The organism is Microbacterium halophytorum, assembly GCF_002970975.1.
GTDB classification, from domain to species: domain Bacteria; phylum Actinomycetota; class Actinomycetes; order Actinomycetales; family Microbacteriaceae; genus Microbacterium; species Microbacterium halophytorum.
In genome coordinates this window covers 56,311-83,186 of sequence record NZ_PNFA01000017.1, presented here as the reverse complement: position 1 = coordinate 83,186, position 26,876 = coordinate 56,311, and the positions used below count along the sequence as shown (strand labels likewise).

Below are 26,876 nucleotides of genomic sequence, written 5' to 3'. Positions count from 1 at the left end.
GGAAAACCACTCGAGCCGAGGATAATTTGGCATTTGACAAGTGCACGCTGTTGAGTTCTCAAGGATCGGACGCTCCCGGCCCTGCGACTCCCGCCGCAGCCCTCCGGGGCAACTTCCTCAGCTTATCCTATTCCGTTTGCATTTCGCAAATCCGAAATGTTCGGAACCGGAGAAGCTTTGTTTATCTTTCCGTCTCAGCTTATCCAGTCGAAACTGAATGAATTCTGAAACCGTGTCGGCCGCTCTTTCTTTCGGTTGAGCCGGCGAGACAACCTCACTAGCTTAACCCACTCTCGAAGCGCTCGCAAATCGCGATGCTCGGGAGAAGAGCGACCACCCGAGAGAAGACCGGAGCAGCCTGAGCTGCTCGTGACCTTCGTCGGGATCGTGTCGCCTGCTTGGGATGGGAACCTTCCGGCTCAACCTCACCGCTTGGCGGCGACAAGGGAATACATTACGCGGATCCCGCCGCCCCCACAAACCACGGCGCTCCCGGGCGTGTCGCCCTCGACCGCACCTCGGCGTCCGCGCGCCCCGCACGACAACAGCGCGGGGGCGCGGGGGCGCCGGCTCACCGCCCACGCCCCCGCGCTGTTCGTCACATCTCCTCGTGGTGCTCCGGGTCCGCGTCCCAGAGCCGCCCCCGCTCGAGCGACGAGAGCTGGTCCATGTCGTCCGGGTCGAGGTCGAAGCCGAACACATCGGCGTTCTCCCGCTGCCGCTCCGGGGACGCGGACTTCGGGATCGGCGTCGCTCCCAGCAGGGTGTGCCAGCGGAGCACCAGCTGCGTCGGCGTGACCCCGTACTTCTCGGCCAGGGCGACGACGCCCTCCTCCTCGAGGAGCTCGCTCCGCCGCGCGAGCGGGCTCCAGCTCTCGGTGCGGATGCCGTGCTCGTTGTGGAAGGCGCGCAGCTCGGCCTGCGGGAAGTAGGGGTGGAGCTCCACCTGGTTCACCGCCGGTGCCGTGCCCGTCTCCGCGATCAGCTCCTCGAGCATCCGGATCGTGAAGTTGGAGACGCCGACCGAGCGGACGATGCCGCGCTCCCGCAGCTCGAGGAGCCCCTTGTACGTCTCGACGTACTTTCCGACGCTCGGGTTCGGCCAATGGATGAGCAGCAGGTCGATGCGGTCGAGGCCGAGCACCCCGTTCGATTCGATGCCGCTCGCGATCGCCTCGTCGAAGCCGTGGTGACGCCCGGGGACCTTGGTCGTGACGATGATCTCGTCGCGATCGATGCCGCTGCGGCGCACGGCCTCGCCGACCTCGCGCTCGTTGCCGTAGTTCACGGCCGTGTCGAGCAGGCGGTAGCCGCTGCCGATGCCCGCTTCGATCGCCGCGATGCCCTCCTCGCCGTTCAGCTTGTAGGTGCCGAGGCCGAGCTCCGCGAACGCGGTGCCGTCATTGAGGGTGATCTCCGGGATCCGGATGGGTTCTGCCATGGGTGCATCCTTCCGTACGGGCTTCCCACGCTACCGTCGGCGCCGACGCCGGTGGGGCGGGTCGGCCGCCCGGCTGAGCGTTCCAGATGCACCCGCAAAGAAAATCACGGAAAAGTAACGCTGGGCCTTGGCGAGCGTTACCTCGCTGTTATAGAGTCTGAACCGGGAAGCCGTTTTGCTGTGGCGGCGACCTACATGTGATTGCAGGACACTCCTGGTGCAAGGGACGAGGGCCGGGTCGGATCAACATCCGACCCGGCCCTTCTTGCGTCCGTCACCGCGCCGGACGGGGGCACGGCAGGGCCCCTGAGATCACTTCGCACCGCTGTTTGCGCTGAACCGGAGCACAACGCGCACAAATCGGGCCAACACACGTGTCGAAATGCTCCGCGATTTGTGCCGCATCCGCCGGGCGCCGGATACTCATCCCGCGCGGCCGGGCCGCGCCGAACCCATGAAGAGCCACATACCCGCCCCCGCAGCCGCCCACGTCGTCGTCATCGGCCGAGGCAGGCTCGGCCGCGCGTTCGCGAGGGCGCTCCGTGCCGCGGGCCTCTGCGTCACCGGCCCGCTCGGCCGCGATGAGACCGCGCCCCGCGCCGATATCGGCCTGCTGTGCGTCACGGACTCCGAGATTCCGAGCGCGGCGGCCGCGATCGCCGACCGCGTGCGCCTCATCGGACACACCTCGGGCGCGACCCCCATCGATGACGTCGACTTCGGCCTGCACCCGGTGCAGACGTTCACGGGCGACGAGCATCCGGACGTCTTCGTCGATCTCGCCTGCGCTGTCGCGGCCCACCGCCCCGCCGGGAGGGACGCCGCGGCGCTGCTCGTCGGCGCCGTCGGCGGACGGGCGTTCGACATCGCCGACGAGGACCGCGCCGCCTACCACGCGGCGTGCTGCATCGCCTCGAACTTCCTCGTCACCCTCGAGGAGGCGGCTGCCGGTGCCGCCAGCGCCGCGGGCATCCCCACAGCGAGCGCTCGCGACATGCTCGCTCCGCTCATCCGGCGCACGATCGACAACTGGGTCGAACTCGGCGCCGGCGCGCTGACCGGGCCGATCACGCGCGGCGACGCCGCGACGGTCGCACGCCAGCGCGCCGCCCTCTCCGACGTGCCTGGCGCGCTGGAGCTGTTCGACGCGATGCACGCGAGCACCAGCCGGATGATCGAGGAGGAAGCATGAACGTGCTGAGGTCCGTCGCCGAGATCCGCGCCGCCGTGGCCGACGCGAAGGCCGCGGGCGAAGAGGTCGGGCTCGTTCCGACGATGGGGGCGCTGCACGAGGGGCATCTCTCGCTCATCCGCGCCGCGCGCGCCGAGAGCGGCCTGGTGATCGTGTCGCTGTTCGTGAACCCGACGCAGTTCGGTGCGCACGAGGACCTCGACGCGTACCCGCGCGACCAGGAGCGCGACGCGCGCCTGGCCCGCGAGGCGGGCGCCGACATCCTCTTCGCGCCTCCCGTCAGCGAGGTGTACCCCGACGGCTTCGCCACCACGATCCACGTCACCGGCGTCACCGACGTGCTGTGCGGCGCCGTGCGGGGGCCCGGCCACTTCGACGGCGTCGCCACGGTCGTGGCGAAGCTGTTCGGCATGGTGGCGCCCGACAGCGCGTACTTCGGGCAGAAGGACGCGCAGCAGGTGGTGGTCGTGCGGCGCCTCGTGCGCGATCTGAACATGCCGGTGCGGGTCGTCGCGTGCCCGATCGTGCGCGAGCCCGACGGCCTCGCCATGAGCTCGCGCAACGCCTACCTGGACGAAGCCTCGCGCCGGCGCGCCACCGCGCTCAATCGCGCCCTCGACACCGCCGATGCCCTCGTCCGCTCCGGCGAGCGCCGCGCTGCGCCCGTGATCGCGGCCGCGCGCGGCGTCCTCGCGGCCGCGGGCCTCGACCCCGAGTACATCGAGCTGCGCGACGCAGAAGACCTCAGCGCGCGCGAAGACGTCGGCGACCGCGCGCTGCTCGCCATCTCCGCCCGCGTCGGTGCGGCACGACTCATCGACAACCGCATCCTGGAAGGAGACCACCGATGCGACGCATCATGCTGAAGTCCAAGATCCACCGAGCCACGATCACCGGCAGCGACCTCAACTACGTCGGCTCGATCACGATCGACCCCGACCTGCTCGAGGCCGCCGACATCCTGCCCCACGAGCAGGTGCACGTCCTCGACGTCGACAACGGCGCCCGGTTCGAGACGTACGCGCTCGTGGGCGAACGCGGCACGGGCACGATGCAGGTCAACGGCGCCGCGGCCCGGCTCGTGCACTCAGGCGACACGATCATCGTCGTCTCGTACGCGGAGTACGACGAGCGCGACCTGGAGCAGTACGAGCCGCGCGTCGTGCACGTCGACCGCGGCAACGGGATCGTCACGGTCGACGCCGCCGTCGACCAGCTGCTCGGAGCGCGGCCATGAGCTCCCGGCCGTCCGGGGGCGAGCGCGTCGGCATCACGGATCTCGCCCGGATGAAGGCGAACGGTGAGCGCATCGTGATGGTGACCGCCTACGACTTCCCCAGTGCGGGTGCGGCCGATGCGGCCGGCGTCGACGTCGTCCTCGTCGGCGATTCGGGCGCGATGACCGTGCTCGGCTACGACAGCACCGTTCCCGTCACGGTCGACGAGATGCTCGTGCTGTGCAGGGCCGCCCGACGCGGCGCGCACCGGCCGCTGCTCGTCGCCGACCTGCCCTTCGGGTCGTACGAGGCCTCGGACGGCGACGCCGTCGCGACCTCGCAGCGCTTCGTGAAGGAGGCGGGCGCCGACGCCGTCAAGCTCGAAGGAGGCGGGGCATCGGCCGAGCGCGCGCGGGCCATCGTGCGCGCTGGCATCCCCGTGATGGGCCATGTCGGCCTCACTCCGCAGACCGCGGCCGCCGGCGGCGGCTTCCGCGCCCGCGGCCGGACCGCCGAGGAGGCTCTGACGGTGCTCGATGCCGCTCGCTCCCTCGAGGAAGCCGGGTGCTTCTCGATCGTGTTCGAGGCGATCCCGGCCGCCGCGGCCGCGCAGATCGCGCAGTGCATCCGCGTGCCCGTGATCGGCATCGGCGCGGGCAGCGACGTCGACGGCCAGGTGCTCGTCTTCCACGATCTGCTCGGCATCCACAACGGCGCACCGGCTCGCTTCGTCAAGCGGTACGACGCTCTTCGCGAGCGGATGATATCGGGGCTCGCGGAGTTCGCGGATGACGTCCGCTCATCGCGCTACCCCGCCGAGGAGCACACCTATCGCATGCCGTCCGAAGAGCGGGAGCGGCTCGCGAGGCTCCTCCCCGGGCGCTGAGCGCACCGGGACGCGACCATCGGCGCGCCGGCGATCGCCGGGTCAGACGCCGCCGCCACCGCCGCCACCGCCGCCGCCGCCACCCGTGCCGCCGCCCGTCGAGCCGCCCGACGAGCTCGAGGTGCTGGCGCCGACGCTCGGGCCGAGCGCGCCGACGCCCTTCGAGAAGCTGGCCGCGTGGAACGCGCCCGCACCGGCCCACCACGCCGGCGCTGAGTCCCCGTACATCGCCGCCAGCCTGTCCGACCACTTCTTCTCGAGCCCGAATGCGACGGCGAACGGCAGCAGCTCCTCGTAGAGGTGGAGGAGCTGGCGCGGGTCGCCCGGTTCGATGCGCCGCCGCGCAGCGCCATCCGGAGACTGCAGCACGCGGATGCGCTCCTCCTCCGTGACCCGGATGAACAGCTTCAGCCCCGCGAGGTGATCGCGCAGCTCCGCACCGGCTGGATTTAACGGCACCTTCGCCACGACGATGCATGCGGCGACGGCGCAGACGAGCGCGACGACGATCACGGTGACGGGCACCAGCGGCCTCACCAGCGCGTCGAGCGCGATCGCCTCCCCGACCACGGCGCCCACGCCCAGCACGATCGCCGTGGCGGCGACGGCGAGCGCCGCGCCCGCCGGGTAGCGCCGGCGGTATCTCTTCTTCTGCGCTTCTGTGGTCTGCTGGATGAGCTTCCCGGTCGCCTTCGCGAGCTTGCTGTCGTGCTTGCCGAACGCGTACGGCCCGCCGCGCAGGTCGTGTCCGAACATCGCCCGGAGCAGCTGCCTGCCGTTGCCGTCGGCGCGCGCCGCGTCGGCGAGCTCGGCCGCCAGCTCCGTCCTGCCCTTCTTCCCCTCGGCCTCGACGATCCGGACGGAGCCGAGCACCGCCTGTTCGAGGACCTCGGCCGGCACCGCCGAGGTCGCGCCCCTGCCGACGAAGACGGCCGCCTGGAGCGCGTCGATGCCGTCGGGCGGGTCGTACTCCGCGATGACGGTGGGGCGCCCCGGCGAGTCGCGCAGGCGGCGCCCGCGCAGCACGAGGCCCGCGACGAGCGCGCCGACGGCGCCGATCGCCGCAATCAGGCCGATCCATGCGGGCACGGATGCCGCGAACTCGTTGTCGTACGGTTCGAAGGTGCCGGGGCGGAAGCCGATCGCCACGGTGGCGCTCTCGCGAGGGGCGGCCGAGACGGGCTCCGTGTCGAACCGCACCCCGCCGTCGGTCGCCGCGGCGCGCGAAACGGCGCACTCGTCGCCCGCCGTGCCGATGTAGCATCGCGCGTCGCCCGTGAGGTCGCCCGCGATGTCGCCGTCGACCACCACGGTCGCGCTCACCTCGCCGAACGGCTGCGCCCACTGCTCGCCGTTGATGTCCCAGTAGAACTCGTCGAGGCCGTTGTCCATCGGCTGCGCGACGTTCTCGATCTCGTACCGGATGACGTACGTCTGCCGCCCCTCGGCGTACTCGCCCTCGGGAACGGCCGAGGTGATCGAGAGGTAGCCGTCCTCCGTGTCCTCCTCGTACGCGCGCTCCGCGCCGTTCTCGTCGGTCACGGAGAGGACATCGGGCCGGGTCGGCGCCCCGAACGATGCCTCGGGGATCTGCCTGTTCAGGCCCCGGTTCTGCCGCGCTGGGAAGTCGGCGACCAGCGTCTCCGTCACGACCGCGCGGCCGACGCCGTCTGCGTCGCGGGCCAGCTCGAAGACCGTGTGCATGCTGTCGAACGCGAAATCGTCGACGTCGGCGGCCCTCGGGCCTGATGCCTCGACGGCAGCGCCGGTCAGCGCGGGGGCGAGCAGCGCCGCGAGCGCGATCCCGGCGCCGGCGCGCCGCACGCGGCCCAGTGTGCGCGACCGCACGCTCCGCCCGCGGCCGACGTGATCCATCCGGTCGTTCCACCTGGCCATCGGCACAGGATATCGGGGGCGGCGGACCCGCCGCCTCCGCCGCACGGGGGAGGCCCGTCCGGAGAGCCGGCGCCGGTTCGCGCGGCGATTCTTATACGCTTGCATACGTGACCGACCGCAGAGCCGCCGTCCAGGCGTGGGAGAGCCTGTTCCGTGCGCAGCACGAGATCTTCGAATCGATCGAGGGCGACTTCCGCGGCACCGAGCTCGCACAGGCCGAGTACGACGTGCTGCTGACGGTCACGCGCGCTCCCGACATGACCGCCCGCCTGCGCGAGATCACGACCTACATGCTGATCAGCCAGCCGAGCGTTTCGCGGCTGATCGACCGGATGGTCGCGAAGGGGCTCGTCACCAAGCGCCCCGACCCCGAGGACGGCCGCGGCTCGCTCGTCACGGCGACGCCGAGAGGCGCCCGCACGTTCCGCGCCGTCGCGACACAGCACGGGCGCCACATCGCCCAGCGAATGAGCGTGCTCACCGACGACGAGCTGCGGACGCTGCACGAACTGACCGCCAAGCTCCGCGGCCTCCCGCAGTAGCGCATGCCGCTTGGTTCCGGCCTACTGCGCTGGTCACTGGGCACCTGCTCGCTAGGGCCCGAACAAAGGGACACGCCCTGCGCCGCCGTGCGGCCGCCCGCGGTTCACACGCCGCGCGGGCGGGGCGTACGCTGAGCAGATGACGATCGGCACAGGTCTTCGCGCGCAACGACGAAGCCCCGGCGTTTCCACCGGGGCTTCGTCCTCTGTGCGCCTTGCTGGAGGACGTTCGAATCTCGTCCCGCGCGCTGAGATCGTTGATTTCTCGGGCGAGGAAGGGCATCGAGACCAGTAGCGCGTCGGCGTCGGAGCCCTCGATCACGGACCATCGAGGGCCTGTCGTGCGGTCAGTTGGAAAGCCTCGAAACACGGTCACGTCTGAAGCCGTCGGCCTGATGCGCGAGCTCTACGAGTCGGGGCTCCCGTTGAAGAAGGTGTGCGAGCAGGTCGGCGCGAGCCGCGCTACCGTGACACGCCACCTGCGGAAGGCCGGGGTGCAGCTGCGCAATCAAGGCCTCGATGACGCGGAACTCAAGATCGCGACAGACCGCTACCGTGGGGGCGAGACTCTGGCGCAGATCGGTAAGGCTCTGTCTGTCTCCCCCACGACTGTAGGCACCTACCTCCGCAATTCCGGGACGGAGTTGCGTCCGTCTCGAGCGGTCGCGGGCGTGCCGCATTCTCGCGCCTCTTGACCCCCGCTTCACCTGCTCGTGGTCACGGGCGTCCTGATGCGTGGATCGCACACATGCACCCTGTGATCGGTGCCCACGCAAGAGCTCAATCGCGTACGCGTTCACTGCTGAATCGCGGGTGCGTGTTTCAGATTCGCCTCAAGCTTCGTGCCGTGCTTCAGAGTGAATCCTTCCTTCGCTCCGGTGTGCGTAATCCCCGCCAAGCGTGCGAGCACAGCCCGATGGTCACCGTCGACGTCAAAGCGCACCACTCCACTCCCTCCGAGAGCGAGCCGCCGGCACTCCCCGCCCATCGCGTGCAGGAGCGCCCTCAGTTCGGTGGTTGACAGCCCTTCGCTCTGGGTAGCCGCGAGTTGAATGATTGTGCGGCGGTCAGCGCCGGACTCGCGCAGCGCGTCAATCCGCGGGAAGTCAAGTTGCGTACCTTGCCGGGCGAGCGCATTGGCGGTAGCAGTCCCGTCTGTTGCGGTTGCTCCTGTGAGCAGCTCCACGAGCTTCACTGCCAACGCGTCACGGGTCTCCACCGATAACTTGCTGCTGGTCAACATCGCAGCGAGGTGACGGGGCGGCATGATGGTCGCGTCTGCGAACGCGGCGAAGCTCTGGGATGCCTGGATGGCGCTCTCAAGGTTGCGCCAGTCCGAGAGCAGGTCGGCAGAGAACGTGTCTGGGGCGTCGGCCAGTAGCCCCTCTCTGAGGAGGAGCCCGACAAGTTCGCCATCGCGCGCTCCAACGTGCGTGACCGGGAGGACGCCAGGCTCGAGCGATTTCACGAGCGCGACGCGCGTCGAGGGGTCAGGAAGCGAGTCTCTCGAGGCAAGGACCGTGGCGGCCAGCGCTGACTTTGCTGCTTGAGTGATCTCTGCGGTGGTCGTGATCTGAGCGCGCTCGGCAAGGAACTCGCCGAGCGCGGCGTCGAGTTCGTGCTCGTTCACGTAGCGATCGACGTTCTCGAAAGTCTCGTCTGTTCGCCTGAACTTGACAAGCGCCGACCACGCTGACGGGTCAACGCTCTCGAGATCCGGAACGGTGCATGCATCCGCCGTGGCAGAGACGAACTCGTCGAACCAGTCGCTTCCCGACGACGTGGCGATGTCGTTGAGGACAGCGGTGAACTGGGACGGATCCTTGATCGGCGTCGCTGGCGGGTCGAGCTTCCCGAGAGCGTCGAGGTAGTCGGGAAGACGCTTGATCACGTGCTCGTAGACCTGCGGGCCTTCTGCCCGTGAGCGCAAGGCATCGAGCGGAACTTCTTCGGCTCCACCGATCGCCTGCAGGTTGGGTGCAGTTACCGGATAGATACTCAGAGCCGTCGCTGCGGTGATGGCAGTGTCGTTGAGCGGGGTGAGATCAGCGATCGTTGCGCCGGCCTGTTCGAAGACAGTCATCACGATTGCTGCGCGGTCCGGGTTCCGTGGAGCGATAGCGGTGGGAAGCTGCGGGTAGTTGGCAGCAAGGAACCGTCCGACTTCGGGGTCGAGATCGTCGCGCTCGTCCGAGCGGACGGCGTTTAGGACAGCGTCCACCAGCTGGTAACGGGAAGCCGGGGCGAGCGCTACTTCCGAGATGGTGAAGCGGAGTGCGTCCTGCCAGTTGGGCGCCATCATCGAGGTGAGTGCGGCGGCCTGGTCATTAGTGGCCCGTTGCAGGAATCGGCTCAGGAAGCTCCGTTCTACCTCACCCCACCTTGCGGCCAGATGGTCCGCGACCCGCTGCGCCGCCCGAGGACGGTGCAGGAGGAGGTAGGCGACGATGTCGAGGTTGTAGATGCTCAGATCGTCGAACAGGTCTGCATCGTCTTCATCGGCTTGCTGTTCTGCGAGGACTTGAGCAACATCCTGTTCGTTCAGCTCGTACTCGACGATGGGTGTGCCTGGTTCGATGGCCCTGGAGATGAACTCGGTGGCGTTGAGTCCGACGACCTTGCCGTAGAACGTCGATGCGTACCTAGCGAAGTGCCGCGGAAGATAACCATGCGCGATCAGGCCGGCTGCAAGTTCACTCGGCGCGTGCTCCTGGACAAGATCGGTAAAGTTGGGACGCGTGGAGGCAACGGCCTTCGGAGCTGCTGGAGCTTCACCTGCTGGATGACCCTCTACGCGACTCGAGGTTTCTCTACCTGCCGCCTTGACAGTGAGGTCGGGCCGCGAGTGCACTTCGGCCCAAGTGTGGTGTCTCAGGAATCTGATCTCCGCTTCGGTGGATGCGATCTGGTCGTTGAGCTCATCCACGTCAGCTGTTCGCCAGGACGCGGGGTCAATCGGCATGTCCAGAAGCTGCGCGAGCAGATGCCGACCTACCGTCACTATCTTCGTCTGGCGCTGACTGTATCGATCCGGCTTGGTGAAGAAGGTCAGGGTGAGTAGCTGCCCGTCGGCGATCTGTTGCCAGCCCATCAGGTTCGCCAGGTTGTCGTCTGACAGAGGACCGCTGAATTGGACCCGCTCGGGAGTGATTCCTTGCGCGAGTTCGAAGAGTTCTGAACGTCGCGCGTCCAGCGCAGCTGCTGCCCTCCCCAGGCGCAGGTCGAGAGCGACTCCGGTCTCCAGCTGGGTTCGCAATCGGGTGAGCTCCGCGGTGAGGGTTTCCAGGTTCTCTTCGACGAGAGTGAGCCATCGTCTGTTGAGGTCGTCCAGTGGGCTGGTCTTGAGTCGGATCTTCTCGTAAGCATCGGGGCTCGTTGCGCGTAGGAGCACCAGAGAGAGGATGATGTCGTGATTGATGTCGGGCATCGGTGCCCGGGCAGAGGTCATCAGTCGGTCCAAGTGAACTTCGAACTCGTTGCGGATCGACAGGAGCGTCCGCATGTCCGCCACGTGCCGTGCAGCCAGCCGAATAAGTGACGGTGAGATCCCAGGAGCGCCCTCATTGTGCGCGAGGTGCGGCTGCATAATCTCCATCAGGAGATCGCGAGCGTTGTCAGCAGTGACGAACGGGACTATGGGGATGATCACGTCGAAGTACTTGGTCCGGTTCGCCTTGTCGATCTCGAGGACGGGAGTCGTATCGGCGGCGGCCGTGTCGCTCGGCTCTCCCTTGCTCGTTGTCTTCTCTGCTCCGATGCGGCCAAGGACGCTGTCTCGGATTGCGTAGATGAAGATGACTCGTCGGCGGACCTGACGTGAACTGTTGAGGAGCGTGTTGAGTGCGCGCAGCGTGTCGAAGACCACGGCGTCATCGAATCGGTCGACGTCCTCGATGAGCACGATGCCGGCCTTACTGACCTGGAAGAAGTACATGATCTCGTCGAGATACTGGTCGAAGTAACTCGACGAGGTCGGCGCCAGGCTGACAGTGACTGCGCCGGCTTTCAGACCTGCCTGGAGTGCGTACTTGCCCGCGAGCACCCACCACGCGCCAGTCGCGCCGAGCGCTGCCACAGCGGCCGCGGCAGCCCAGAACCAGGGCCCGGACCAGCCGACCCCTTCAATGCGCTGCGTGATGTCCGGTTGCCATCCTGCGAGAAGAGCTACCACCCATACGGCTCCGACGGCAGCCGCGGCAGTGAATGCTACGAATAGCCCCGTCCCTCGGCTGGGCGACGAGGCGCGGGGGAATCGAGATCGGGGTGTTCTGCCCGGCGGCAGGCGGTATAGGAGCTGCTTGACGAGCTCCTTCTGAATCTGATTGCTCTTCTCGCGCTCGGCTGGGTTCTGTATCTGAGCAGGAGGAATCAGGTCGGGATCAAGTGTCGAGAGCGAAAGCTCCACAATGCGCCGACGTCGCCACCAGGTGCGTCCGAGCGCGCGGAGAACGCTGGATTTGCCCGATCCATACGATCCAGTCAGAGCGACGCTGCGAGTGTCTGGGTGGCGCAGTGCTCGTTCAAGGAGATCCAAGTAGACCTGGTGGTATTCACGTTGGAAGTCGGGCGCGAGAGCTTTGAGTGGGATGGTGTTACCCGGCCGTGCGGGTCGGCGAGAGCGGATCTGTTGCCGCTCGGCGCGTCGGGCAGTAAGGGCGGCCCACCTACGCCTTAACCAGGCGCCGGGGGCCGTGGCTCCAGCCGCGGCCTCTTTGCCGTCGCCATCCACCGTTACCGCTGACCGCTCCTCAGGCATGTCGACCTCCTGACGATCCTCATGAATCACCAGTGTGATTGCCTGTGATCGCGTACCACGCGAGTTCGTGGTCGGGCTCGTCGGCGAAGTAGGCGTAACTGCCTTCGGCGAGATCCTTCAAGCGCTTCCTGGCAGCGGGATGGTTGCGTGAGCCGAACGCGGTGAGGAACCGGCACTGCTTGGGGTCAATGCCTTGCAGGAGCGCCCATTCCTGGAAGTCGCGCTTGCGTGCCTCATTGATCTCGCCGTCGGTGTTGACCGCTTCGATGAACCAGAAGTCGACCGTTTTGTCTCCGACGTCGGCAATCAGCGCGTCGGGAAGAAGGCTGGAGACGTTGATGGTGACGCCGAGGTACGAGAGGAGTTGGGCGTCTGCCGTGAAGAGCTTGTCGCCCGGTTCGCTGACGGAGACCACGTAGGGGTTGCGCAGCCGCGCCGGTGCCCAGTTCTCGATCACGCCCTTGAGGATTAGGGAGGCACGCCCAGCTTCGAGGGTGCGGGTGCCTGCATTGTTCGGGAGCGTGACCGTGACGGCGTGACTCGCTTGCTCTCCTTCGATCGCGAACCGTACCCGGAGCTTCGCGGCCGGCGACAGGTGTGCCTCGCGCCATTCAGCGGCGGCGACTTCCACCTCTGCATCGCTCAGTCCGGGCGCGAAGAGATCCGCGAAGTGTGGCTCCATCACCCAGCGTCCTGCGCCTGACGTCTTGGGAAGGTCAAGCCGTTCACGGAGCGCACCGTGCTCTCGCCACTTCCGGAATGTCTCGTCTCGCAGGGTCTCGCGAGAATTATCGGCGTATCCAGGAGTATCCGGAACGCCCCAGGATTGCAGGAGGCCAGCGAGGGCCTTCGCTCCCTTCGCTGCTTCACCGCGCCAGGCGAGCCGGTCCTCGTCGCTGGCCTGTTCGCGCATGGTCTCGGACATCCAGGTCACCATTGACGGGCGCGCCCAGAACAAGTTGTAGGGATCATCGGCAACGGCGTCTACGTAGATCAGCGCCGCAACAGCAGCGCCGGCGAGCGGGCTGGACATCACGGCGTCGAATGCGGTGCGTGGAAAGACAACGAGGAGACGCTTGGTGGCCTCTTCGGCCGTGATGATGGGTCTCATGTCCCCGGCTGCTCCGGAAGGCCGTACATTTGTGCGACAGAGCGCTCAAGCTCGCCGTCAGGCAGGCTCTCCCAACTCTTCAGCGTCTGGGCGTCGGGCAGCGTGATCGATTCGAGCTCGTACGCCGACAACGCGACTGACCCGGAGATGCATCGGACCAGCTTGTCGAGGGCGTCTGTCGAGAGGATTCGAGTCAGCAGACGTCTACTGAGGAGTTGCTCATTTCCGACCGGCTTGATGATGTTGACGTGGTTCTCGACGACGACACCCTCAGAGGAGCGAGCCAAGTCGTCCTCGGTGAGCTCGGCCACTACCAGTCGCCTCTGCTGCTCAGGTGCCGTGGTGCGTTGCACGAGCACGACAGGCGCGGTCGTGAGCATGACGTTGCGGTCGCGATCTGAGTGCAGCGCCAGGTATCGGGTCGAGGCTCGACGGACGTCGCGGTGTACAGCCCCGCCGTCGATATCGGCGGCCCAGATGATCTGGTGGCGTCCGTTCGCAGGTCGCGAGAAGAGGTCGTCCTTTCGCCGATTCCACACCAGCGGCCCCGTACTGACCTTCCACCCTGCACTCGACAGAGTATTGGGCAGCTTCGCAGCGGCGGCGGCCACAGGAGCCAGGTCTGAGCGACGAGGGAGTATCCACGGGTTGCCGCCCGTCGGCGAGGCGATGGTCGCGACATCTTCCACAGCCGAACCGATCGCACGCACATCCACTTTGCGCACACGACGGCGAGTGAGTGTCGCCAGACAGGTCTCCTGCAGCACGGATGTGAAGACTCCGGACCGGTCGGCGACGAACGCCACGCTCTCCAGCCGTAGCTGGGACGTCAGGTGTGCGCGGAGAGGCTCGAAGTAGCGTCCTGCCGTAAACGATGTCGGAACGAGAGCGGAAAGGACGCCGCTGGAGTCCAGCGCCTCGGCTCCAGCAGCCATGAACATCCCGTAGAGGTTGGCGTGCCCGTACAGCGACTTCGCGAATCGCGCGCGGTCGGCGTCGCTCAGACGCACGCGCCCATAGGGCGGGTTCATCAAGACCGCTCGGGCGGGTGCGCGATCCGGCGCCAATCCGTCGCCGATGTGCGCCAGTGCGGGCAATGGTCGCCGGTGACTCTCCGGGATACGGGCGAGGGTCGGAAGCATCTCCGCCGCGAGAACGACATTCGCCACCCACACCGCAGCCGGATCAGAGTCGATGCCTTCGATCAACGAGGGGAGCCTGTTTAGGACCAGACGCGGATCGATCGCGGTGCTCGCCGCGAGGTGCTCTCGCAGTGCCGGCAGCAGCAGCGCGCCCGCGCCACAGGCAGGGTCCCGCACGAGACCCGGCAACGGCACCACAGGGTGCTTCATCCCCAGTGCTGCTTTGGTCATCGACCAGAGCTCTCGTGCCAGCTCGTGCGGCGTGTAGTGGCGTCCGTGTCGCGCGCGCGTCTCGGATGCAAGCGACTCCACATACGCGGCGCCAACCTGCTCTGCGCTGAGAAGCGCCCAGTCCGGCTCAAGGGGCGGTGCCTCACCCAACACGAGCGGAGGTGTGACATCGACGGCGAAGTGCACGTCTGTCCACTCCCCTGCGAGACCTGCCCGCGTTGCTCGAGCCGACCACCACGCGGGGATCGCCGCCAGCACGGCAGCGGCGACCGGAGTCAGTTCAGCCGCCGGATCCGCCGATCCAACCAGCCCACGCGACCCGCGGGGCCCCAAGGGTCGCGCGAGGAACTCGGTGATGGCGGCGGGGAGACTCACGCTTCCAGCGTATCCGGGGCCTCTGACGTTAGCCCGACGGCTCACCGAGTGAGTACCCTCGGTGTCGCGCTGGCGGCGCACGGCATCTGCGTCTGGGTCGTCTGGAAGCCTCCGCGTATGACCCTTGCTATCCAGACCAGCGAAGACAACGAGTTCCGTTTCGAGCCGCTCACAGCAATTTCCTACTCTCGTGTCTCGACCGAGCGGCAGGTGGGCCGCGGAACCTCGGGTGAGGGGCTTTCGTTGGCGGCGCAGCGCGCCGCCAATAAGCGTCATGCGCTCTCCATGAGCGCGGTGGTGGCCGCCGAGTTCGTCGAGCGAGGCGCCTCCGCGCGCACTACCGATCGGCCCGAGCTGCGCCGACTGCTCGAGTACGTCACGTCGCACAAGGTGGACATCGTGATCGTGCACAAGCTCGATCGCCTCGCTCGCAACAGAGCGGACGACGTGCAGATCGTCCGCGCACTGGAAGAGGCAGGCGTCCGCCTCGTGTCCACCACCGAGAACATCGACGAGACCGCGAGCGGGCGTCTCGTGCACGGCATCATGGCATCGATCGCAGAGTTCTACTCCCAGAACCTGTCCACCGAGGTGAAGAAGGGCCTTCGCCAGAAAGCCGAGGAAGGCGGGACCGGCGGGCGCGCACCGCTCGGCTACCTCAATGTGCGCCGGGCAAGCGAAGGACGTCGCGCCTCGGCCGGAGAGGTAGACCTCGATCCCGAGCGCGCAGCTCACGTCGCGTGGATGTTCGACGCCTACGCGGCCGGGACCTGGAGCATCTCCCAGATCGTGGACGAGCTGACATCACGCGGCCTCACCACCCGCACACTGAGGGAAGAGCCCGGAAAGCCGATCGGGCCGAGCACGGTGCACCGCATGCTGAAGAACCCGTACTACAAGGGCGTCGTCACGATGAACGGGGTCGAGCATCCCGGCTTGCACCCGGCCATCGTGTCCGCGGAACGCTGGGAGCGGGTCCAGGAGATGCTCGCATCGCGGCGTTGCGGCGAACGCTCCCGCGTTCACACCCACTTCTTGTAGAGCACTCTCTACTGCTGCTCGTGCGAGCGTCGGCTGATCATGCAGCACGTGACCTCACGCGCAGGAAAGCGGTACGCCTACTTCGTGTGCTCGGGCCGGCAGGCCCGAGCGATCAACTGTCGCCAACCCGCGATCCCGGTTGCCGAAGCCGAGCAGCGCGTCGAGCACCTCTACGCGCACCTGAGCATCACGCCGCATGAACGAGAACGCTTGGAGCGACGCGAAGCCGAGCGGCAACGAGCGGCACTCACGGTCCGGGCGGCGCAGGTTCGTGAGATCGAGCAGCATCTCGACGAGCTGGGCGAGCGCCAACTCAGGCTTCTCGATGCCTACTACGCCGGCGCGATTCCTCGAACGCTCTTCCTCGACCAGCAACGCGAGCTCACCAAGCGTAGAACGCATGCCGAGGTCGTACGCGATCGGCTCACCGCGAGCAGTGAGGATACGCACCGCGAACTCGCCCGGCGGCTCGACGCCGTCGAAGGCTGCGACCGGCGATACGCCAACAGCGACACCATCCAGAAGCGGCACCTCAATCGGATGCTCTTCCAGAAGATCCGCATCGGACGAGACCCGAGCCAGACCAGGGGCATCCTTGTCGAAGAGTTCAGTCATCTACTGGATCAACGAGCGTTGACCCGAACGTGCGATGTTCGAACCTCAGGAAAACCCCTGGTCAGACCCACTTCAGGATTTGCAGTTGCAGATACTATGTGCGCCTGGAGGGACTCGAACCCCCAACCTTCTGATCCGTAGTCAGATGCTCTATCCATTGAGCTACAGGCGCAGTTTCCGCTGCCGAAGCAACCTGACGATAGTACCCCAGCATCCGGCGTCGTGCGAAATCGAGGCGCCCCGACGGCGCATCCCGGGCGTGGCGGCCTATTCGCCCCGCCGTTCCTCGGCGCCGGACTCCGCGGCGTCGGCCGCCGGCTCGCCGCGCCTGGCGCGCGCCTGCGACTCGAGCGCCTGCAGGTCGACCATCATGAGCGCCTGCATGCGCGCCTCGCGCATCTGCTGGTAATCGGGGTCCTGATCCGGGCGCATCGCCTCGATCCTGAGGCGGGTGTCGATGTTCGACTCCACGTCGTGCCAGGCCGCGTCGCGCGCCTGCTCGATGATGGTGCGCAGCCGGTCGTCGTCGCCGAGCAGTTCGCGCAGGCGCTTCGCGACGCCCGTCGACTGCTTCGCGCGGCGACGCAGGTTCCGCACGTCCTTGTCGCGGTAGTCGTGCGTGCCGTGCGACTGGGAATGGCGGCCCCACGCGCGCTTGCGCAGCCTGCGCAGGGCCTCGGCGGCGTCCTCCGACTCCACGGCGAGCCGCTCGACGGCCTCGCGAGCCTGCGGCAGGAGCATGTCGGGGTCGAAGTTCTCACCCGCCGCGATCGTGGTGACCAGGATGCGGTTCTTGATCTCCAGGCGCGCGGCCGAGACGGCGATCTGCTCGCCCTCCGAAATCGCGTCGGCGTTGCGTCCCACCGGTCCTCCTCGTCTCCTACGACATTAGCCGAGCGGGGCCGCGACGGGGAAAGCGCCGCTTCCGCGGCGGCCCGACGCCGCATGGCCGGCCCCGCCGCGCGGCGCTTCGGCGCGCGGCGGGGCCGACCTCGGCGGGCCCGCCGAGGCTCAGACGGGCAGCGGAACGGGGGCCTCCTCGTGCGCGACGGCCTCCCGCTCGGGCAGGTGGACCGGGTGCGCGCCCGCCATCTTCTCGACGACGCGGACGACCTGGTTCGAGTAGCCGAACTCGTTGTCGTACCAGACGTAGAGCACGGCGTTCTCGTCGCCGTCGGCCAGCGTCGCGAGCCCGTCGACGATGCCCGCGCGGTTGCTTCCCACGAAGTCGGTCGAGACGACCTCGGGTGATTCGACGTAGTCGATCTGCTGGCGGAGCGTCGACGTCAGGCTGAGTCGGCGCAGGTACGCGTTCAGCTCGGCCTTGTCCGTCGCCTTCCCGAGGCGCAGGTTGAGGATCGCGAGAGAGACGTCGGGGGTCGGGACCCGGATGGCCGAACCGGTGAGCCTGCCCGCCAGCTGCGGCAGGGCTTTCGCAACGGCCTTAGCCGCGCCCGTTTCAGTGATCACCATGTTCAGGGCCGCCGAGCGCCCGCGGCGGTCGCCCGCATGGAAGTTGTCGATGAGGTTCTGGTCGTTCGTGAACGAGTGCACCGTCTCGACGTGCCCGCCGACGACGCCGTAGCGATCGTCGAGGGCCGCGAGGACGGGCGTGATCGCATTCGTCGTGCACGACGCGGCCGACAGGATGCGGTCATCCGGGTGGATCTGGTCGCAGTTGATACCGCAGACGATATTCTTGATGCCGCCCTTGCCGGGCGCGGTGAGCAGCACGCGGGCGACGCCCTTCGAGCGCAGGTGCCGGCCGAGCCCCTCCTCGTCGCGCCACTTGCCCGTGTTGTCGATCACGACGGCGTCGTCGATGCCGTAGGCGGTGTAGTCGATCGACGCGGGGTCGTCGGAGCGGATGACCCGGATGAGCGTGCCGTTGGCGAGGATCGTGTCGTTCTCCTCATCGACCTCGATCGAGCCGTCGAAGGCCCCGTGCACCGAATCGCGGCGCAGCAGGCTGGCGCGCTTGCGCAGGTCGTTCGCGCCGCCGCCGCGCACGACGATGGCGCGGAGGCGCAGGCCGGAGCCGCGGCCGGCGTGAGCGATCAGGATGCGGGCCACGAGGCGGCCGATGCGCCCGAACCCGTAGAGCACGACGTCGGTCGTGGTGGGCGGCTCCGCTCCGACGACCTCGGCGAGCTCGGCCCGCAGGTAGTCGGCCAGCGCATCCGGTGCGTACTCGCCGCCCTGTGCGTCGTAGCGCTCGACCAGCAGGGCGACGTCGACGGATGCCGCACCGAGGCCGAGCGATTCGAGGGACTCGAGCACCGCGAGCGTCTTGGCGGGGTTCAGCACCCGGTCGCCCGCGAGCCGGGCGAAGCGGTGCGCCTTCAGGATCTCGATCGGCGAGCGCCCGACGAGGCGGCGCCCATGGATCGAGACGACGGTGCCGCTGCCCCGATACAGGCGGCCGATCACCGGGATCATCCGTTCCGCGAGCTCCTCGCGCTCGCACCAGGCGACCAGCTTCTCGTCGTATGCGTTCATGGCGCTCCTTCGCTTCGCGGGCCCAAGCGGTGCGGGCCGTGATTCTTTACCAGAATACGGAGCAGACCCACCCACTTTCCCACCGCTGAGCCCGCAAGATCCGCGATTCTTTCCGCCGCGTCAGGAGCGGCGACTCCCCGGGTTCGCGCGTCGCCCCGCGCCCTGTCGGCGATCCGCAAGCCCGAGCACATAGGGTGGTATTCGAGAATGTGCCCGCGTACTGCGGGGGTGATATCAGGGGGTCTTGTCCATGCAGATCGTGCCCACGTGGCCCGTCATCTCGGCTCGCATCGACGAGTCCGGTGCCGGTCTGGTGACGCTCAACGACACCGAGCACGCGATTCAGGCCGCGACCGCGGAGGACGCCCGGCGCGAGGTCGTGCGCTTCTGCGCCGACAACGCCCAGAAGCTGCAGCGCCCCGTCCGCGTCACGGTCCAGGAGCCGGATGCGACGTGGCCGCTGATCGTGCATCCGGACGGGCGCGTCGATGCGGACGAGGACGACACCGCGCCCGCCGGCGCATCAGGTTTGGAGGCCGAGATGGCACCGGAGCGCGACAGCGTGATCGATGAGGTCCCGGGCGTCGTCCCGGCCGACGCGGCCGGCGCCCCCGCCGGACCGCGCCGAAGCAGCCACGTCGCCGTGGGAGAGGCGGCGCCGGGCGACGACGCGGACCCGCAGGCCGCCGCGGCCGAGCCGACGCCGCTCCCGATGGGTCAGGCCGCGCCGCCGGAGCCCGGCCTCCCGGGCGCGCGCCCGATCTCGCCGAACGGCCGCGCGTCGTTCATCACGACGGAGGCGAGCGAAGACCCGGCGACGCGCGGCTGGCGCGGATTCCTCGTGCGCGCCGGCATGAAGGTCGGCCCCGGTGCCGACGAGCGCAGCGAGCGCGAGGAGCGCGCCACGGTCGCCCAGCAGTGGACCGGCCCGCGCACGATCGCCGTCGTCAACGGCAAGGGCGGCGCGAACAAGACGCCCACGACCATCCTGACGGCCGCGATGTTCGCCCAGCACGGCGGTGCCGGCGTCCTGGCGTGGGACAACAACCAGACGCGAGGCACGCTCGGATGGCGCACCGAGCAGGGCCCGCACGACGCGACGCTGCACGACCTGCTGCCCGAGACCGAGCGGCTGCTCGCGTCGAACGCGCAGTCGGCCGAGCTGGCGAAGTTCGTGCACCACCAGTCCCGCGACCACTACGACGTGCTCCGCTCGCAGCCCATGGCGCTGCGCAGCCAGCAGCGCGTCTCGAGCACCGACGTCGACAAGGTGCACGCCGTCGCCGCGAAGTACTACCGCCTCATCGTGATGGACTCGGGCAACGACGAGTCCGACCCGATGTGGCTCCGGATGATCGACCACACCGACCAGCTCATCGTCGCGACCTCGTCGCGCGCCGAGCACGCCGAGGCCGGCGCGCTGCTGCTGGAGGCCCTCGCCGACCGCGACGAGCGCTCCGCCAACCTGGCGCGCAACGCCGTTGCGATCGTGAGCCAGTCGGACGAGAAGACGACGCCCGCAGAGATCCGTCGCATCGAGCAGGGCTACCGCGACATGGTGCGCGACGTCGCACGCATCCCGTACGACCCGGCGATGGGCGCGTCGCAGCTGCACCTGCGCGCGCTGAACCCCGCGACGCAGCGCGCGTGGCTCGCGGCGACGGCCATGGTCGCGAGCGGGCTCACCGCGCGCCCGGAAGACCAGCACTAGGCGGCACCCGAGAGCCCCATCCGCGCGGCGCGGCTCGCGTCGCCGGAGACTTCCCGGGCACGACCCGACCCCGACCCGACGAGGACCCAGCGCATGAGCACCCCCGCCCGCGTCTGCTTCGAGCTGACGATCGACCCGGCGCGCATCGATGAGTACGTCGAGCGCCATTCGCCCGTCTGGCCCGAGATGCTCGCCGAGATCGCGGCATCCGGTCGCCGCAACTACTCGCTGTTCCTCGCGGAGGGCGGGCGCCTCATCGGCTACTACGAGACCGACGACGACGAGGCCGCGCAGGCGTACCTCGCCGCGTCGCCGATCGCGGCGAAGTGGGAGGCATCGATGCAGGAGTTCTTCGTCGGCCTCGAGGGCCGCCCCGACCAGGCCGCGACCCCGCTGACCGAGGTGTTCAACCTGGCCGACCAGCTCGCCGAAGCGCCCGAGGCGTAGTCGCCGCCCCGCAGGCGCACCCGCGGTGCGTCCGGCGTTCCGATTTGTGCCGTTGTCGAGGTCTGACCGCTCGGACCTCGACAACGGCACAAATCCGCGCGGGTCGCGCCGCCGACGCCGTGCGGGGGCGCGGCGCGCTGCTCAGCGGCGCAGAACGTCGGCGACGCTCTCGCGCAGCACCGGCAGCAGGTCCGTCTCGAACCACGGGTTCTTCGCCTGCCACCGGAAGTTCAGCGGCGACGGGTGCACGAGTGGGAATTCGGCCGGCAGGTAGTCGCGGAATGCGCGCACGGTCTCGGTGAGGTTCCGCTGCGCGCGGCCCGCGAGGTAATGCTCCTGCGCGTAGCGCCCGATCAGGATCGTGAGCCGGATGTCGGGCATCAGCGCAAGCAGCGGCGGATGCCAGCGCGCTGCGAAGCCCTTGCGCGGCGGCAGGTCGCCCGTGGTGCCCTTGCCGGGGAAGTAGAAGTCCATCGGCAGGATCGCGAACTCGTCGGGGTCGCGGAAGCGCTCCTCGCTCACGCCGAGCCAGTCGAACAGCTTGGCGCCGCTCGCGTCGTTCCACGGAATGCCCGACTCCTGCGCCTTCGCGCCCGGAGCCTGCCCGACGACGGCGATGCGCGCCCCGGCACCGGCGGAGAACAGCGGCGAGTACCCCTTGGCCGCCATCTCGGCGTTATCCGGGTCGCGAGCGATCTCCTCCCGGATGTCATCGAACCCACCGCCCATGCGCCCCACAGTACGCCGCGCGCCCGCGGAGAACCGAGTAGCGCGATCGACGACAACGACCGGGAAGTGCCGGTTCGGGCCCCGGGGGCTGGCTGCGGCTCCCCCGGGGCTGTCTCACTTCTCGGCCTGGCACAACCGTGCCCACGCAATCACCAGGGCTTCTTGGTAGGATCTAGGTCGACAACGACCGGGATATGCCGGTTCGGGCCCCGGGGGCTGGCTGCGGCTCCCCCGGGGCTGTCTTCGTCTTCGGGCAGATGCCGCTCATCGCCCGGCGCGAGGTACGCCCACCATGATCCGGCGACCGCTGCCCGACTCGAACAAGGTGCACGCCGTACGAAGCGGCGAGAACCACTGACCATCACCCAGTGCGAGCAGACGACGCAGAGCCCACGCCACGACGTCCGGTGCCCACAGCAGTGGTTCCTGGTTCGGGCTCACCATATGCAGCCGCACACCGTCGCTCAGCACGCCCGCCCGGAACAGGCGCGTGATGTTCTCGTCGTCGCGCGCCTGCTCAGCACCCGGGCGGCGGATCTCGGCCACGATCGTGCGCGTCGCATGCGGCCCGCCACCGCGCGTGACCTCGGCGATCAGCCGCGCCATGCACTCCATGCGCGCGCTCTCGAGCGTCGCGTCGCGCGGGTCGACGCATGTCTGCACTGCGACGACGCTCCAGACGTCGGCCGCGCTGAGGTACGCGACCATCGCGTCGACGCGCGACCGGCCCGTGAGTTCGCGGAAGGCCTCAGTCGTATGCCAGTACGTGCCGCCGGCGATGCGCATCAGGTCGGCGCGCGCCTGCCCCATCGCGTCGACATCGATGACGACGGCGACCATCAGGTAGAACGGCGGCTCGCCAGGGCGCCCGGCGGCACGGTACGACTCGTCGACGAACGCCACAGACGACGTCGCCCGCGAGTACGCCGTGCGGAGCCCCGGGTGGGTGACGACGAACTCTGCGGCGACCATCGCGACCTCCGGTGGTGGGTGGCGCCCACTCTGCCACCGACCCCCGACACAGCGGTGCCCGGCCTGGTCGACCAGGCCGGGCACCGCTGGGGGCGCATCGCCGTCGGAGAACGGCGATCACGCGTTCCTTCGCTCAGTCGTCGCCGTCAGCCCCGAGAGCCGTGCGTCGCCGCCGCAGAACGAGCAGCGCGCCACCGGCGAGCAGCAGCACGGCCAGCACGGCGGCACCGGTCGCCACCGTTCCGCCGGTCACAGCGAGGTCATCGTCGCCGGCCGCGTCGCCGGTTCCGTCGGAGCCGTCCGTTCCCGTGTCCGATCCATCGGTCCCGTCCGTCGCGCCGGGGTCGGCGGCACCGTCCGTCGCCGCGTCAGACGTGGCGTCCACCGCATCTCCGTCCGGCGCGCCGTCGACCGCGTCGCCGTCCGATGAGCCGTCTGAATCGTCCTGGGTCGCATACGTCACCTCGACGAACGGCACAATCTCGGCCTGCTGCGGGCCGAAGCTCAGGTAGGTCTGGTCGTTCCCCCACCATCCGTCCCCGATGAATCCGCTTCTCGGGGACTGCTCTTCGATCACACCGCGGTCCAGTTGCACATTCGACAGCACGGACGAGTAGTCGATCACGATCTCGTTCTCGCCGTCGACGAGGTACTCGCTGACGTCCGCCTTCGGCGTCGACCAGTTCATTCCGCCGGTGTAGAGGTCTTCACCTTCGAGCGGTATCTCGTTGCCGCGGCCGTCGCCCACCGTGCCACCGACATCCTGACGGACCTTGGTCGGATTGGTCGATACATCGCCGCCCACCTTTTCGCCGTTGATCCAGACCTCCATGGTCGACTCGAACTCCGTGCCGAAGTCGAGGTACGCACCCGATGCGGCGTCCGCATCCCAGTCGAAGGTCGCCTCATAGTGCCCAGTGCCTGAGACCTCCTTTCCGATCTCCGGAATCTCGTCCCACGGCGCCAGTGTCTCGAGTCGCACATCGATCTGCTCGACGTCGGTCGAGGTCTTTCGATTCGTCGTCTCGACGCCATCGATCGTCTCGGTACGGACGAGGTCACCTGCATCCGGGTTGGGCCGCCAGGAGTCGACTGTGACGTCCCAGTCGGTGACATCGAACGCCTTCGGCACTTTCACCCGGTCCTTGTGCACGGAACCATCGCTCAGCTCCGCCTTCACGTTGCCGGTCTTCGTCGCGCGCGCCACGACACCATCGGGCGAGGCGTACGTCGAATCGGCGTTGCTCGCCAGCACATGGACCGGCGCCCGGTCGGCCTTCTCGAACGCGAGCAGATCGATGTCGTTGTACTGGATGTCCACGGGGACGATGGTCTTCCCGTCCTCCCAGCGGTAGTCGGCAAGCTGCGTGACGTCTCCGGTCCACGCATCGATGCGATATGGCACGAACTCGCCGTTCTGGACGATCTCGGTCTGAATGCTGTCGCCGTGCTTCGCCTTCCGCACGCTCGGCTTGTGCGATTTGTCGAGGTAAGAGCCGTCGTCGTAGTTGTAGGCGAAGACGTACTGATTGCCGTCCGGATCCTCTCGAGTCTGCGTGAGCAGCTGCAGATTGGGCTCGCTGAACCCGCTGTACGGCTCCACCCCGAGGTCCTGAAGCTGCTCGAGCACGTCGTCGTCGTACCCGCCGGGGTCGCTCGAGAAGTAGCCGCCCTCCGGCATATCCGCCACCTGCGCCTGACGCACGGTGTCGAGCCCCTTCAGTTGCGACATCACGGAAGCGAGCTCATCGTCATTGCCGTCGTGGAACGGCGTCTGTGACGCGGCATTCTCCAGGATGACGACTTTCAGCCCCTTCTTCGCCCAGTCGAGGATGCGCTCAGCGCCCTCCAGGTCGAGCCAATCCTGGTACAGCACCACAGCCTTGTACCCGGCCTTCTCGATCGTCTGGGTCTTCTCGTCGAAGGTGACGTCCTCGTCGAACAGGAAGTCAGGGCTGAAGTAGTCGTAGGTATACCCGTTGTCCTGCAGCTCAGTGGAGCGGTAATAGACGCCCTGGTGGGCGAGTTGCCAGTTCATCGCGGAGTTGTCGCTGCCGATGCCGCCCTTGACGTTGATTCCCTGGAACCAGTTCTGATGCACGAATCCGACGTCGCTGCGCGCTTCGCCGGTCTGCAGCAGTTGCTGCACGCGCCCGAGATGCGCGTTGAACTCGTCGTAGTCCCTGGCGTCGGGGTTCCGGTCGCCGAAGTATCGGAATGCATCGGGTATCACGACATCGCCGAACCCGAACGGCACGTAGCCGGGCCAGTCGTGGTTTCCGTAACCGTAGTCAGCGCCCCATACGTGCCAGACCACGCGCTGGAATCCGGCGGCGTACGCGGAGTAGGCATCGCGCAGGTTCAACTGCGCGGTGCCGCTGAACGCGGGAATCTGCGCGCCGGTCTCCGTCGAGAGCACCTTGTTCTCGAGTTTGGATGCGCCCGTCCAGAGCCGGAAGATGTCGACCTGGTTGTACTGGTTGAGGTTCTCCGCCTCCGGGTAATCGACGTCCATGGCCGGCTCGGAGATCTCGAACGGCTTGCCGTACGAGATCTGCGCCCGAGTCTCGATGCCGACGGAGTTCAGCCATTCCTTGAGCGGCTGCAGCATCCGCTCCCGGTAGAGCTGGGTCTGCACGTCCTGGAAGTCGTTGATGATCCGCTGGCGCAGTTCCTCGTCGCCGTCGAGCGTATACAAGCCGGTCTTGTCGACGCCGTGGTACGGGTCGTAGACGTTGGCCTTGGTTCCGCGAATGAGGAACAGGTATGGAGTGATGTCGTACCCCTTGCGCTCCTCGAACTCTTCGGCCATGTCCTCGGACCAGAACGTGAACCGCGGATCCTCCTGCGTCGGCCCCTCGAACTCGCTGCCACCGCCGGGGTGGATCTCGAGCGAATCCATGAACAGCTGGACATCGCCGTCTTCGATCTTCGCCGCCAGCTCCGGGTCGCTGAGGTAATGGGCCTCCCAGAACTCCTTCAGCGCTTCGACGCCGCGCTCGTCGAAATAGTTCGTCGTGTACGCCGGCTGCGCCGAGGGCTCCGATGTCTGGAACGTGCCCTCCGTCCAGATGCCGAAGATCCGGTACCTGCCGTCATCGGGGGCCGTCCACTCGAGCCTCTGATCCCAGACGCCGTCGCCCTCGGCGACGTCGCCGCTCAGGTCGATGAAGCTGTCGGGGTCGACGGCGTTGCCCTCCGTGACGCGATACGCATAGGCCGAGACGAGGCTCGCGCCTGCCTGCCTGACTTCTTCCTCGGGAGCGGGCAGGGCGGTGATCGTTTCGCCCGCTTCCGCGGTCCCGGTACCCATCGTCAGGTTCTGCATCGCGGCTTGGCTCGTCGGGTCGAGCCCCGGCACGTTCGATGTCGCCCAGTTGGTGCCCGACGTCAGATAGACGCTCATCCCCAGGTCGAGCATCTTGTTCATCATCAGGTTCCACTTGTGCGTCCACATCTCACTGCCGTACGCGTAGACGTCGTCGGGCGCTTGAGCATCGTTCTGCATGCACAGTTCGACACCGCGGAATCCGGCATCGTAGAGCTGCTGGATCTGTTCGAGCAGCGTGTCGTCCGTGTGTGATGCATCGCCGATCCACCACCGAATGTCCGTGCTGTAGATCCGATCCGGGTCGACGTAATCCTGCTCCAGGCCCGTTGCGAATGCAGAGCCGGAGTGCATGGATGCAGTTGCAGCGGGCGCCGGGGTGGCAACGGAGCCGCCTCCGCCGGCGGCGGACGCCGGTTCTGTCTGCCCGAGGCCGGGAACGGCGAGACCCGTCGCGGCAACAGCGGCGAGCGCTATGCCCGCTGTGGTTCGAACGCGTCGTGATGCGCGCATGGAATGTACCCCTTCATCATTGAACGGAACTGCTTGCGGGCGCGCTGGCGCCGCGGTCGCGGCCGCCGACGTCATCCGGCCGGGATGTCGGCGCCACCGCCGCTTCGGCGCGCGAGCGCCGAAGGCTGTTGAGCGGGCGACGGGCTGGTGTGCCGGTCGACGCTCACACCGGATGGGCGCGGCGGCGCATCCGGGAAGTCATGAAGCGGGGTGCACCGCCGCTGAAGCGGGG

19 protein-coding genes and 1 tRNA gene are annotated in these 26,876 nt (G+C 67.9%); 8 read left to right on the top strand and 12 right to left on the bottom strand.

Annotated features, from left to right (window positions below; genetic code table 11):
- Positions 1-598: 598 nt before the first annotated feature.
- The gene (locus C0010_RS14475) at positions 599-1,441 is read right to left on the bottom strand and encodes an aldo/keto reductase (RefSeq protein WP_105567797.1); all 843 of its coding nucleotides are present in this window, start codon (positions 1,439-1,441) and stop codon (positions 599-601) included.
- Between the two features lie 454 nt (positions 1,442-1,895).
- Between C0010_RS14475 and C0010_RS14470 the strand changes: the two genes are divergently transcribed.
- The 4 genes from C0010_RS14470 to panB are packed head-to-tail and all read left to right on the top strand — an operon-like array spanning position 1,896 to position 4,736.
- Positions 1,896-2,633 (top strand): DUF2520 domain-containing protein, encoded by a 738-nt coding sequence (locus tag C0010_RS14470; protein WP_105567796.1) that lies wholly within the window; start codon positions 1,896-1,898, stop codon positions 2,631-2,633.
- Positions 2,630-3,499 carry a pantoate--beta-alanine ligase gene (gene panC, locus C0010_RS14465; protein WP_105567795.1) on the top strand — a complete coding sequence of 290 codons (870 nt, stop codon included), beginning with the start codon at positions 2,630-2,632 and terminating at the stop codon, positions 3,497-3,499. The genes C0010_RS14470 and panC overlap by 4 nt, the downstream gene beginning before the upstream one ends.
- Positions 3,481-3,870, top strand: coding sequence for an aspartate 1-decarboxylase (panD, locus tag C0010_RS14460; RefSeq protein WP_105567794.1), 390 nt, complete (start codon positions 3,481-3,483; stop codon positions 3,868-3,870). Before panC ends, panD begins: the two co-directional genes overlap by 19 nt.
- Positions 3,867-4,736 (top strand): 3-methyl-2-oxobutanoate hydroxymethyltransferase, encoded by an 870-nt coding sequence (panB, locus tag C0010_RS14455; RefSeq protein WP_105567793.1) that lies wholly within the window; start codon positions 3,867-3,869, stop codon positions 4,734-4,736. The genes panD and panB overlap by 4 nt, the downstream gene beginning before the upstream one ends.
- Positions 4,737-4,778: 42 nt before the next feature.
- On the opposite strand, the gene C0010_RS14450 is transcribed toward panB, so the two are convergent.
- The gene (locus tag C0010_RS14450) at positions 4,779-6,632 is read right to left on the bottom strand and encodes a DUF2207 family protein (protein ID WP_158685534.1); all 1,854 of its coding nucleotides are present in this window, start codon (positions 6,630-6,632) and stop codon (positions 4,779-4,781) included.
- Positions 6,633-6,739: 107 nt separating this feature from the next.
- On the opposite strand from C0010_RS14450, the gene C0010_RS14445 reads away from it, so the two are divergent.
- The gene (locus tag C0010_RS14445; protein WP_105567791.1) at positions 6,740-7,174 is read left to right on the top strand and encodes a MarR family winged helix-turn-helix transcriptional regulator; all 435 of its coding nucleotides are present in this window, start codon (positions 6,740-6,742) and stop codon (positions 7,172-7,174) included.
- A 796-nt stretch (positions 7,175-7,970) separates the two neighbouring features.
- On the opposite strand, the gene C0010_RS14435 is transcribed toward C0010_RS14445, so the two are convergent.
- The 3 genes from C0010_RS14435 to C0010_RS14425 are packed head-to-tail and all read right to left on the bottom strand — an operon-like array spanning position 7,971 to position 14,789.
- Positions 7,971-11,930, bottom strand: a complete 3,960-nt coding sequence (locus C0010_RS14435; RefSeq protein ID WP_324999402.1) for a YobI family P-loop NTPase — start codon at positions 11,928-11,930, stop codon at positions 7,971-7,973.
- 19 nt (positions 11,931-11,949) lie between these two features.
- Positions 11,950-13,041 (bottom strand): BsuBI/PstI family type II restriction endonuclease, encoded by a 1,092-nt coding sequence (locus C0010_RS14430; protein ID WP_105567788.1) that lies wholly within the window; start codon positions 13,039-13,041, stop codon positions 11,950-11,952.
- On the bottom strand, positions 13,038-14,789 hold the full coding sequence (locus C0010_RS14425) for an Eco57I restriction-modification methylase domain-containing protein (RefSeq protein ID WP_158685533.1): 1,752 nt from the start codon (positions 14,787-14,789) through the stop codon (positions 13,038-13,040). Before C0010_RS14425 ends, C0010_RS14430 begins: the two co-directional genes overlap by 4 nt.
- Positions 14,790-14,906: 117 nt before the next feature.
- Here C0010_RS14425 and C0010_RS14420 point away from each other — a divergent pair, with 117 nt between their 5' ends.
- On the top strand, positions 14,907-15,830 hold the full coding sequence (locus C0010_RS14420; RefSeq protein ID WP_105567787.1) for a recombinase family protein: 924 nt from the start codon (positions 14,907-14,909) through the stop codon (positions 15,828-15,830).
- A 54-nt stretch (positions 15,831-15,884) separates the two neighbouring features.
- Here the strand turns inward: C0010_RS14420 and C0010_RS14415 are convergent, their stop codons facing one another.
- The 4 genes from C0010_RS14415 to C0010_RS14400 all read right to left on the bottom strand — a co-directional run bounded on the left by C0010_RS14415 (position 15,885) and on the right by C0010_RS14400 (position 18,944).
- On the bottom strand, positions 15,885-16,445 hold the full coding sequence (locus C0010_RS14415; RefSeq protein ID WP_105567786.1) for a hypothetical protein: 561 nt from the start codon (positions 16,443-16,445) through the stop codon (positions 15,885-15,887).
- 99 nt (positions 16,446-16,544) lie between these two features.
- Positions 16,545-16,617, bottom strand: a tRNA-Arg gene (locus C0010_RS14410).
- 95 nt (positions 16,618-16,712) lie between these two features.
- The gene (locus C0010_RS14405; protein ID WP_105567785.1) at positions 16,713-17,309 is read right to left on the bottom strand and encodes an asparagine synthase; all 597 of its coding nucleotides are present in this window, start codon (positions 17,307-17,309) and stop codon (positions 16,713-16,715) included.
- 147 nt (positions 17,310-17,456) lie between these two features.
- Positions 17,457-18,944: a glyceraldehyde-3-phosphate dehydrogenase gene (locus tag C0010_RS14400; protein ID WP_105567784.1), complete on the bottom strand. Its 1,488-nt coding sequence runs from the start codon at positions 18,942-18,944 to the stop codon at positions 17,457-17,459.
- A 250-nt stretch (positions 18,945-19,194) separates the two neighbouring features.
- Here C0010_RS14400 and C0010_RS14395 point away from each other — a divergent pair, with 250 nt between their 5' ends.
- Together C0010_RS14395 and C0010_RS14390 are read left to right on the top strand one after the other, a co-directional pair.
- Positions 19,195-20,655, top strand: coding sequence for a MinD/ParA family ATP-binding protein (locus C0010_RS14395; protein WP_232531978.1), 1,461 nt, complete (start codon positions 19,195-19,197; stop codon positions 20,653-20,655).
- 93 nt (positions 20,656-20,748) lie between these two features.
- Entirely contained in the window at positions 20,749-21,102 is a 354-nt protein-coding gene (locus C0010_RS14390) for an L-rhamnose mutarotase (protein ID WP_105567782.1), read from the top strand.
- Positions 21,103-21,243: 141 nt separating this feature from the next.
- On the opposite strand, the gene C0010_RS14385 is transcribed toward C0010_RS14390, so the two are convergent.
- The 3 genes from C0010_RS14385 to C0010_RS14375 form a co-directional block, all read right to left on the bottom strand.
- On the bottom strand, positions 21,244-21,831 hold the full coding sequence (locus tag C0010_RS14385) for a uracil-DNA glycosylase family protein (protein WP_105567781.1): 588 nt from the start codon (positions 21,829-21,831) through the stop codon (positions 21,244-21,246).
- Between the two features lie 264 nt (positions 21,832-22,095).
- The gene (locus C0010_RS14380) at positions 22,096-22,803 is read right to left on the bottom strand and encodes a hypothetical protein (RefSeq protein WP_105567780.1); all 708 of its coding nucleotides are present in this window, start codon (positions 22,801-22,803) and stop codon (positions 22,096-22,098) included.
- A 133-nt stretch (positions 22,804-22,936) separates the two neighbouring features.
- The gene (locus C0010_RS14375) at positions 22,937-26,485 is read right to left on the bottom strand and encodes a glycosyl hydrolase (protein WP_105567779.1); all 3,549 of its coding nucleotides are present in this window, start codon (positions 26,483-26,485) and stop codon (positions 22,937-22,939) included.
- Positions 26,486-26,876: the final 391 nt, after the last annotated feature.

Coding starts and splice junctions, on each gene's coding strand:
- C0010_RS14475 (WP_105567797.1), bottom strand. CDS start 1,441: ATGGCAGAACCCATCCGGATCCCGGAGATCACCCTCAATGACGGCACC.
- C0010_RS14470 (WP_105567796.1), top strand. CDS start 1,896: ATGAAGAGCCACATACCCGCCCCCGCAGCCGCCCACGTCGTCGTCATC.
- panC (WP_105567795.1), top strand. CDS start 2,630: ATGAACGTGCTGAGGTCCGTCGCCGAGATCCGCGCCGCCGTGGCCGAC.
- panD (WP_105567794.1), top strand. CDS start 3,481: ATGCGACGCATCATGCTGAAGTCCAAGATCCACCGAGCCACGATCACC.
- panB (WP_105567793.1), top strand. CDS start 3,867: ATGAGCTCCCGGCCGTCCGGGGGCGAGCGCGTCGGCATCACGGATCTC.
- C0010_RS14450 (WP_158685534.1), bottom strand. CDS start 6,632: ATGGCCAGGTGGAACGACCGGATGGATCACGTCGGCCGCGGGCGGAGC.
- C0010_RS14435 (WP_324999402.1), bottom strand. CDS start 11,930: ATGCCTGAGGAGCGGTCAGCGGTAACGGTGGATGGCGACGGCAAAGAG.
- C0010_RS14430 (WP_105567788.1), bottom strand. CDS start 13,041: ATGAGACCCATCATCACGGCCGAAGAGGCCACCAAGCGTCTCCTCGTT.
- C0010_RS14420 (WP_105567787.1), top strand. CDS start 14,907: ATGACCCTTGCTATCCAGACCAGCGAAGACAACGAGTTCCGTTTCGAG.
- C0010_RS14415 (WP_105567786.1), bottom strand. CDS start 16,445: ATGACTGAACTCTTCGACAAGGATGCCCCTGGTCTGGCTCGGGTCTCG.
- C0010_RS14400 (WP_105567784.1), bottom strand. CDS start 18,944: ATGAACGCATACGACGAGAAGCTGGTCGCCTGGTGCGAGCGCGAGGAG.
- C0010_RS14395 (WP_232531978.1), top strand. CDS start 19,195: ATGCAGATCGTGCCCACGTGGCCCGTCATCTCGGCTCGCATCGACGAG.
- C0010_RS14390 (WP_105567782.1), top strand. CDS start 20,749: ATGAGCACCCCCGCCCGCGTCTGCTTCGAGCTGACGATCGACCCGGCG.
- C0010_RS14385 (WP_105567781.1), bottom strand. CDS start 21,831: ATGGGCGGTGGGTTCGATGACATCCGGGAGGAGATCGCTCGCGACCCG.
- C0010_RS14380 (WP_105567780.1), bottom strand. CDS start 22,803: ATGGTCGCCGCAGAGTTCGTCGTCACCCACCCGGGGCTCCGCACGGCG.
- C0010_RS14375 (WP_105567779.1), bottom strand. CDS start 26,485: ATGCACTCCGGCTCTGCATTCGCAACGGGCCTGGAGCAGGATTACGTC.